General features: G+C 71.5%; 5 protein-coding genes. 3 read left to right on the forward strand and 2 right to left on the reverse strand.

Annotated elements, in window-relative coordinates; genetic code table 11:
* Nucleotides 1-118: 118 nt before the first annotated feature.
* Together ACWD38_RS29515 and ACWD38_RS29520 are read right to left on the reverse strand one after the other, a co-directional pair.
* Nucleotides 119-2,614 (reverse strand): LuxR C-terminal-related transcriptional regulator, encoded by a 2,496-nt coding sequence (locus ACWD38_RS29515; RefSeq protein ID WP_450125372.1) that lies wholly within the window; start codon nt 2,612-2,614, stop codon nt 119-121.
* 81 nt (nt 2,615-2,695) lie between these two features.
* Complete coding sequence (locus ACWD38_RS29520) at nt 2,696-4,075, reverse strand: Hsp70 family protein (RefSeq protein ID WP_450125373.1); 1,380 nt, start codon at nt 4,073-4,075, stop codon at nt 2,696-2,698.
* Nucleotides 4,076-4,409: 334 nt separating this feature from the next.
* Between ACWD38_RS29520 and ACWD38_RS29525 the strand changes: the two genes are divergently transcribed.
* From ACWD38_RS29525 to ACWD38_RS29535, 3 genes are all read left to right on the forward strand, one after another.
* Nucleotides 4,410-5,573: an IniB N-terminal domain-containing protein gene (locus tag ACWD38_RS29525; RefSeq protein ID WP_450125374.1), complete on the forward strand. Its 1,164-nt coding sequence runs from the start codon at nt 4,410-4,412 to the stop codon at nt 5,571-5,573.
* Nucleotides 5,574-5,728: 155 nt separating this feature from the next.
* Complete coding sequence (locus ACWD38_RS29530; RefSeq protein WP_450125375.1) at nt 5,729-7,540, forward strand: dynamin family protein; 1,812 nt, start codon at nt 5,729-5,731, stop codon at nt 7,538-7,540.
* Entirely contained in the window at nt 7,537-9,015 is a 1,479-nt protein-coding gene (locus ACWD38_RS29535) for a dynamin family protein (RefSeq protein WP_184483662.1), read from the forward strand. Before ACWD38_RS29530 ends, ACWD38_RS29535 begins: the two co-directional genes overlap by 4 nt.
* Nucleotides 9,016-9,159 lie beyond the last annotated feature (144 nt).

The raw sequence follows: 9,159 nt of genomic DNA on the forward strand, positions 1-9,159 counted from the left end.
TCTTCTCGCGAGGACGGCTTTTTCCCTCGTGGCGGAGCCACTCGGGAAAAAGATCCCGCAGCGAGAAGAACGCTGAGGTTCCGCCACCCGCCCCCGACTCACCCGGAGCAGGGGGACCTCAGGAGTCCAGGATCGTGCGTAGGCGGGTTAGCAGGTCTTCCCGGGAGGTGGCTCCGAGCCGCTGCTTGATCCGGCCGATGTGGTGCTCGACCGTCTTGGCCGAGATGAACAGCCGCTTGCCCACCTGCTTGTAGGTGAGGCCGGACAGGACCAGTTCGGCCACCTCCCGTTCGCGTTCGCTGAGGAGGTTCTGCTCGCCCTGCTCGCCGACCGACCTCGGCCGGGCGGGTTTGCCCTGCAGGGAGCGGGCGCATTCGAGCAGCGCCAGCATCGTCGGGCGGTCGGCGGTGCGCAGCGCGGCCTGGCCCGCGAGCCGGGCTCCGTCCCAGGTGAGCCCGGCCGCGTGCAGTCCGCGCGCGGCCTGCTCGGCCTGGTCCCGGTCGACCTCGCCGGCGAGCACGCCCAGCCAGGTCTTCGCGGCGGCGGCCATCGCGGCCGACATCGGGTTGTGCGCGGCCATCGCTTCCAGCGCCGCCACGTGCGTGCGGGCGCTGTCGGCGTCCTCGCTCACGACCGCGGCCTGCAGGCACTTCCACCGCAGCAGGCCCGACCACAGCGGCGGGTCGCCGAGCTCGCCGAGCAGGGCGAACGCGGCGCGCAGGTGCGGTTCGACCCAGTCCTGGTCGTGCAGCCGCGCGCAGGACACGGCGAGTTCGCCGAGCGCGAGCAGCCCGAACAGGTCCGCCGGGTGTTCGGCGATGGCCTGGCGGGCCCGGCCGCGCACCGCGTTCAGCGCGGTCGTGTCGTTGTCGCGGTTGGCGATCCCGGCTTCGATCGCGGTGGCCAGCAGCCGGTCCCGCGCCTGCAGCGAATCCGGCGAGCACACCGCGGCGTCCAGCGCGGTGCGGGCCGCGGGGGTGTCCCCGCGGGCCAGCGGGATCCACGCCGCGAGCAACCGGTGGCGCACCGCCAGCATCGGTCCGCCGCTGCCCGCTTCGATGGCACGCCCCACCACGGAGGACGCGACGTCGAGCTCACCGCAGTGCAGCGCCGCCAACGTCGCGATTGCCGCGGGCGTGTCCGGGACGAGGGTGGCGCCCCCGACCGGTTCGGCCAGCGACGCGGAGCGGGTCAGCTGGGACAGCGCGGTCACGGCGCTGCCGGTGATCGATTCCCGGAGCCCGTCGACGAGCTGGTCGGTCGAGCCGGACAGCGAGGTGGGCGGCCCGGGGTCGGTGACGGAGCCCAGCAGCCCTTCCGCTTCGGCCAGCCGTCCCGTGCCGATCAGCGACACGGCGGCGTAGGCGCGGTCGCCGGGCCAGCGCAGGTGCTCCGCCGACCAGCGGCACAGCTGCGCGGAGCGGGCCGGCAGCCCGCGGTGCGCGAGCACGCTCGCCGCGACCTGCACGCCCAGCGCCCGGTCCGGCACCGATTCGTCCACGATCACCGCGTCGGCCAGCCGCAGCGCCTCGTCGAAGTTCCCGGCGATCGCGGCGGCCCTGGCGCGGCGAGCGGCCAGCCGCGCGGGCGGGGTGCCCGCGGAGACGGCGGCGTCGAAGAACCGCGAGGCGAGTTCCGGCGCCTGCTCGGCCGCTTCCACCCCGGCCTGCTCGAACGCCTCGGCCAGCGCGTCGTCGGCGGTGGCGGCCGTTTCGGATTCCAGGAAGGGGCGCAGCAGCCCCAGCACCGGACGTCCCCGGTCGAGCTGCACGCGCACCAGCTTGCGCACGATCCGCAACCGCTGGTCGACGGGGGTGAGCAGCTGCACGGCCTTGCGGACCAGCGGCAGCAGCTCGTCGGAGCCGTCGGTCAGCCCGCTCGCCCGGATCGCCGACAGCGCGGGCACGACCGCGGCCGGGTCGAGTTCGAGCAGCCAGGCCAGCACGTCGGGGTGCGCGGCGGCGCCGACGGCGATCGCGGCGGCGCACGCGCGGCCTTCCGCCCCGAGGCCGTCGATCTCCTGCTGGACCTGCTCGACGACGCGCGACGGCACGCCGCGCCGGGTGAGGTCGTGCGGCGAGAGGTCGGCGAGCACGCCCTCCACGAGGCGCGGCACGCCGCCGGTCTGCGCCAGCAGCCAGTCCAGCCATTCGGCGGGCGGTTCGGAGCCGAGGCCGCGTTCGACGCGGGCGGCGAGGTCGTCCGGGGCGTACCCGGTCAGCACGACGGGCGGCGCGGTCCGGCCCAGGGCGTGCACGAGCTCGCTGAGCTCCGCGCCGCGCGGCCACGGCCGGTAGGCGACGATCAGCCGGGCCCGCGGGTGCCGGGTCAGTTCCCGCACGGCGCGCAGCGCGGAGTCGTCGAGCCGGTGCGCGTCGTCGACGATCACGGCGGTGGTCTCCGGGTCGACTCCGGCGGCGCTCGCCGAGACCGGTACTCCGGCGGCCCGGTAGGCGGCGGCGAGCTCGTCGAGCAGGGTGGTCTTGCCGCAACCGCCCGCCGCCTGCACGCCGACCTGCACCGGCGCGGCGGGGGCTTCCGCGATCGACTCCCACAGCCGCACGGCGCGCAGGCCGGTGACCAGGTCTGGGACGGTCGCTGTCGGGTGGTTCACAGGAATCCTCGGTTCACGGAGACCTCGTTTCACGGGTCACTCGGCAGGGGCACTCGGAGAGACGGGCGCGGGTGGTGCGGCTCAGCGCTGCTGGCTGGTGATCGGGCTGGCCGGTTGGGTGCCGCCCACGCCTTGCACGAGGGTCAGCACCAGGCCACCGATGATCAGCAGCGCCGCGGCGCTCAGCTTGAGGATCTTGAACAGTCGTTGCCGGTCTTCGTCCGGCGGTTCCAGGTACATCGGTTCGACCTGCACGGGCGGCCGGACGGGGGCTTCGCGCTCCGGTTCGCCGTCGATGACGTCCAGGCCGCCGGAGCCCAGACCTTCGACGCGCATCAGCACGCTCGTCTCCGCGACCGACGCGGCCTGATCGCTCACCGAGGACAGCACTCCGACGGCCGAGACCGCCGCGCCGCGGGCCGCGACGAGCTCCGGCGCGGCGTCGACCTGCGGGGTCCGTTCGAGCCGCTCGGCGACGAGCTGCTTGGCCATCGGGGTCCGCATCGTGCCGCCCGCGAGCACCAGCGCCGAGAGGTCCTCCGGGCTCACCGCCGCGGACTGCACGGCTTGCAGCAGCAGCTCCGGAACGCGTTCCAGGTGCGGGCGGGCCAGCTGTTCGTAGCGGGAGCGGGAGATCGCGAAGTCGGTGCGCAGGTTCGGCAGGTCCACGCGGACGGTCGTTCCCGGGTGGTGGGACAGAGCTTCCTTGGCCCGGACGCAGTCGGCGCGCAGCCCGGCGAGCGCGGCGCGGTGCTCGGGATCGGCCGGATCCATCGCGTCGAGCTGGGAGCCGAGTTCGGCCCGCAGGTGGGCGAAGACCTCGTCGTCGAGGTCCTGCCCGCTCGGGTGCCCGGAGTCCAACGAGGACCCGAGCACGTCGAAGCCGGGAGCGCGGCGGCGCAGCACCGTCGCGTCGAAGCCGGTGCCGCCCACGTTGGCGACCGCGACCGCGTCCTGCTCGGCGACCTGCTGCTTGCTCGCGTAGTCGAGCGCCACGGCCAGCGGTTCGGGCACCAGCGTGAGGTCGCGCAGGCCGAGACCCGCGAGCGCTTGGCGCACCAGGTGGCTGCGGAACGGTCCCCACGCCGCGCTGTGCGCGACGGTGATGTGCTCGGCCGGGTGGCCGAGCTGCTGGGCGACGTTGTCGGCGACCCACTCGACCACGGCCGCTACCAGTGCTTGCGCGGTGACGAACTCGCTGCCGACCAGCAGGGGGGCGTCGTCGCCGACCTGGCGGGTGAATCCGCGGACGACCCACTCGTGGTGGGTCAGTTCCTGCCTGCTCGCCGGTTCCCCGGCGACGAAGGAGCCGTCCTGGACTCGGCACAGCACCGTCGGAACGGTGTGCCCGGTGGAGCTCAGCGGCAGCGGGGTGGCCGCACCCCACCTGCCGCCTTGGCGCCGCGCGATGGCGGCGGAGGTGGCCGTGGCCCCGACATGGATCCCCAGGACGTAAGGCATGCAACCCCTTCCCGTGATCACCTTCCGGGTCATCGGACGGTACTCGGGCCGCACGGCCGGGGAAGTCCGGTCACGGGGTCGAGCCGACCGCCCGATGACACTCAGGGCGGTGACAACTTAGCGCGTGTCCGATCACAAAGCGCTGACGGATCCCCCCATGCGTCCCCTAACCGAGCCATGGACGCATCCCCTAATAGTGTTCGCACTCACTAGGAGTCGTACCCGATGGCCGCGAGCACAGCCCGCAGTAGCGTGCTCGCTGGGAGTGAGGGATCGGGCACGACCTTCACTCGGTCACACGTAACCGAGTTCCGCTGAGTCAGGAGAAAGCGTCATGATCCACTCTCAGCCGGATGATGCCCCGGATCGTGCCGAGACCCCCACTTCCAACCCGGGGGCGCAGGACGCGCCCGGCCAGCCGGACGGCCCGACGCTGTACGAGTTCCTGACGCGGCTCGTCACCAGCCCGGACGCACAGGCGGCCTTCGACGCTGATCCGCGCGCCACGCTGGATCACGCCGGACTCGGGGACATGAGCGCGACGGACGTGCTGCAAGCATCGTCGCTGGTGCTCGACTACGCGCCGGTCGAGATCGCGGATGAATACGGCCGCTCGCTCCAGAGCAGCGTCGAGAAGTTCGCCGCGAGCACCCAGCATGTCGCGATCAACGAATTGCATCCCGCACAGCCACACGAGCAAGAGATGGAACTGAGCATGCTGCCTCCGCACAACACCCCGGCCCCCTCCCCCGAAGCTCCCGCCGGTGACACCAACATCGACATCGAGCAGAACGACTCGCACAACCTGATCAGCGTGCACGACGTGCTCAGCGGCAACGACGTCGCCAACGGCGTCGGCAACGTCGTGGGTGACACCACCTCCGACGCCACCAACACGGTCGACAACACCGTCAACACCGTTGGCGACGTGACCGGCGACGTGACCGGCACCGTGGGCGACGTGACCGGCACGGTCGGCGACGTCACGGGTGCCGTGGGCGACGTGACCGGTGCCGTGGGCGACGTGACCGGCGTTGCCGGTGACCTGACCGGCGCTCTGCCCGCCGGTGCCCCCGCCGGGATCGAGGGTGGCGCCCTGTCCGGCGTCGCCGGTGGCGCGCTGGACACCGTGGGCGACGTGGCCGGCGGCGTGCCGGTCGCCGGTGACATCGCGGGCCCGGCCGTCGACACCGTCGGTGGCGTGGCCGGTGGCGCCGTGGGCACCGTCGAGGGCGTCGCCGGTGGAGCCGTCGACACCGTCGGTGGCGTGGCCGGTGGCGTCGTGGGCGGCCCGGTCGCCGACGTGACCTCCGCGCTGCCCGCGCCGGCCGACCTCCCGGTCGTCGGTGACGTGGCCGAGCAGCTGCCGGTCGACGACGTGGTCTCCCACCTGCCGGCCCCGAGCGACCTGCCGGTCGTCGGCGACATCGCCGGCCCGGCCGTCGAGGACGTCGCGGGTGCGGCCACCTCGGCGCTGCCGCTGGACGGCCTGCTCTGATTCCAGGCCCCCGGGCTTGATCAAAGCGAATTGACCCGAAAGCCGGGTTCGCACTCCTCGTGCGAACCCGGCTTTCGCGTTACCACACCACAGTCCTGACACAAGTCACCCGCTCGGGTTTCTCTTCTGCCACTGAACGGTCCACAATCGCTCCTGTGATCGAGACGGCGATGGTGGAACTGATCGATCGCGCGACTGCCGAATGCGCCGAGCAGCAGCGCCCCGACCTGCACAACCGACTACGGCAGATCCGCACGCGCGTCCTGGACCCAGCCCAGCTCGTACTGGTCGTGGGAGAACCGAAGCAGGGCAAGAGCGAACTGATCAACGCGTTGGTCAACGCCGCCGTGTGCGACTCCGGCGAAGACGCCACCACGCTCGTGCCCACTCTGGTGCGCCATTCCGAGCACCCCACCGCCCAGGTGATCGAGCAGGAACCGACGAGCGGGCACGCCACCCTCGACCGGTTCCCGGTGCCCGTGGAGCAGGTGCGGGAACGCATCGACCAGGCCATCAGCAGCGGCAGGCCGGTCAGCCGCGGCGAAGTCGGCATTCCGCGCGCCGTGCTCAAGGACGGCCTGGTGCTGATGGACACGCCGGGCGTCGGCGCCACGTCCGCCACGCTCACCGCCCGCACGCTCGGCGTCGTCGCCGAAGCCGACGCGCTGCTGATCGTCTCCGACGCGACCCAGGAACTCACGCACAACGAGCTGAGCTTCCTGAAGAAGGTCACCAAGCTGTGCCCGAACGTGGCCGTCGTACAACCCAAAACAGACATAACGCCGCATTGGCGAAAAGTGGTGGAAGTCAATCAACGCCATCTCGCGGGCGCGGGCATCAACGCCAAGATCTTTCCGGTGTCTTCCACGATTCGGATGCAGGCGATGCACGCGAAAGACGCCACGCTCAACACCGAATCCGGATTTCCGCAGCTGGTCGAATACCTGCGCGGCGAAGCACTCGGGCAGCACGATCAACTCACCCGGCGGCTCGTGGCGCAGAACGTCGCCGACGCGGTCGACGAGCTCAGCGAAACGTTGAAAGCGGAACTCACCGGACAAAGTCCGCGAACCGCCGCGGAAACGCTGATCGAACTGGAAACCGCCCAACGCCGCTCCGAAGATCTGCGGCGGGTCACCGGGCGCTGGCAGAAGACGCTCAGCGACGGCGTCGGCGAAATGTTCGCCGACATCGAGTTCGACTTCCGGGAACGCAGCTGGGCCATCACCGGCCAGATCGCCGAGACGCTCGAAGAAGCCGACCCGGTGGTCGTGTGGGACGACTTCGTGGAGTGGCTCGACAACGCGCTCATGACCGCCATCGAGGAGAACTTCGCCTGGCTCGAAGGACGCCGCGAGCAGCTGCGCGACCGGGTCACCGACGAATTCCTGCGCGAGCACCCCAGCATGCGCCCGCAGATCGAGCAGGTGTCCATCCCGGACCCGTTCGACCAGGTCACGCCGTTGAAGAAACCCAGCAACGGCACCTACAAGCAGCTCGACCAGGTGCTCACCGGGCTGCGCGGCTCCTACGGCGGCGTGCTCATGTTCGGCCTGATCACCAGCATGGCCGGGTTGCCGCTGATGAACGTCGTGTCCATCTCCGCGGGCCTGCTGCTGGGCAGCCGCAGTCTCAACGAGGAGAAGGACGCCCGGCTGCGCCGCCGCCAGGCCGAGGCCAAGACGACCGCGCAGCGCTACGTGGAGCACGTCGTGTTCCACGTGAACAAGGAGGCCAAGGACGCCATCCGGGCCACGCACCGCGCGCTGCACCAGCACTTCACCCAGCTCACCGAGGAAGCGCAGTTGGAGATCAGCAAGGACATCCAGAACATCAAGCGCGTCGCCGAGCGCAGCGCCGTCGACCGCGAGGACCGGGCCCGCGAGATCCGCCGGAAGCTGGAAGAGCTGGCGCTGCTGCGCAGGCGCGCCGGGATGCTGACCGCGAACCGCATCACCGCGGCATGAGCAGGCCGGACACCCCCCAGGACGGCCTGCTGGAGCGGTCCCGCGCGCTGCTGATCCGCACGATGACGTTCTACCGGGACGACCCGCGCACCTCGGCCTGGCTGCGCGGGCGGCTGGAACGGCTCGAGCAGCCGCTGCGCATCGCGGTCAGCGGGCGGGTGAAGTCCGGGAAGTCGACGCTGATCAACGCGTTGGTGGGCCAGCACCTCGCGCCGACCGACGCCGAGGAGAGCACCCAGGTCAACACGTTCTACCAGTACGGGCCGGAACCCCGGATCACCGTGCACACCCCGCACGGGGCGGTGCAGAACGTGCCGGTGACGACGCTGGACCCGAGCACGATCCGCGACCTGCAGCGCTGGCGCCCGGACGAGGTGTCGCGACTGGTGATCGAGGCCCCCGCGCCGGGCCTGCAGGCCATCACGCTGCTGGAGACGCCCGGGGTGTCGTCCTCGGCGATGCAGGACACGGGCCGCTCGGCGCTCGCGCAGATCCTGTCCGAGGCGGACGCGCTGCTCTACCTGACGCGCTACCCGCAGCAGACCGACGTGCAGTTCCTGCAGTCGGTGCACGAGTTGCAGCTCGCGCGGCGCGCGCCGATCAACACGATCATCACGTTCTCCCGCGCCGACGAGATGGGCAACGGCGGCAGCGGCGCAGTGGCGGCGGCCGAGCGGATCGCGCTGCGGTTCCGCGACGAGCCTGCGGTGCGGTCGTTCACGCAGTACGCGATCCCGGTGATCGGGCTGCTGGGGCAGGCCGCGGCCACGTTCACCGAGGCGGACCTCGCCGCGCTGGTGGCGTTGCGGCAGTTGCCGGAGAAGGCGTTGGAGACGCTGCTGCTGTCCTCCGACCGGTTCTCGAACAACCCCACGCCGGAATCGGTGCCGCCGAGCGTGCGCCAGGACCTGATGAACCGCTTCGGGCGGTTCGGCCTGGCCCAGGCGTTCACCGCGCTCGGCGAGGGCATCACGGACCACAAGCGGCTGAGCGCGACGCTGCTGGAGGCGAGCAGGCTCAACGACCTGCAGGAAGCGGTGCACCAGCAGTTCATCGAACGCCAGGACGCGCTGCGGGCGCGGTCGGTGCTGCTGGCGGTGGACATGGTGCTGCGGGCGAACCCGCGGCCCGGCGTGCAGCAGCTGCGCGGGGAGTTCGAGCGGCTGCTGTCGAACGCGCCGGAGTGGGAGGAGATGCGGCTGCTGTCGGCGTTGCAGTCCGGTCAGCTGAGCTTCCCGCGCCCGCTGCAGAACGACGCGCGGCGACTGCTGGGGTCGCACGGCCCGGGCGCGGCGGCCCGGCTCGGCCAGGAACCGGACACCCTGGAGTCGATCTTGGCGGACGAGGCGGGCGCGGCGCTCGCGCGGTGGCGCGACCAGGCGGTGAACCCGCTGCACGACCGAGCCCACCGCGACGCGGTCCGCGTCGTGCTGCGCAGCTGCGAACGGCTGATCGCGTCCCGAGTCCAGCCCTGAGAACCTGCCCGTGAGCTTGACCTTCCAGGTGAGCGGCGCCGTTGATCGTTGTCCTGTCAGCGGCGAAGCCGCTGAGCAGCGACCAGCTTGAGCAAGCCGAACACCCGCGGGTTCTCAGTCGTCTTCTCGCGAGGACAGCTTTTT

Source organism: Saccharopolyspora sp. NPDC002578, assembly GCF_053592695.1.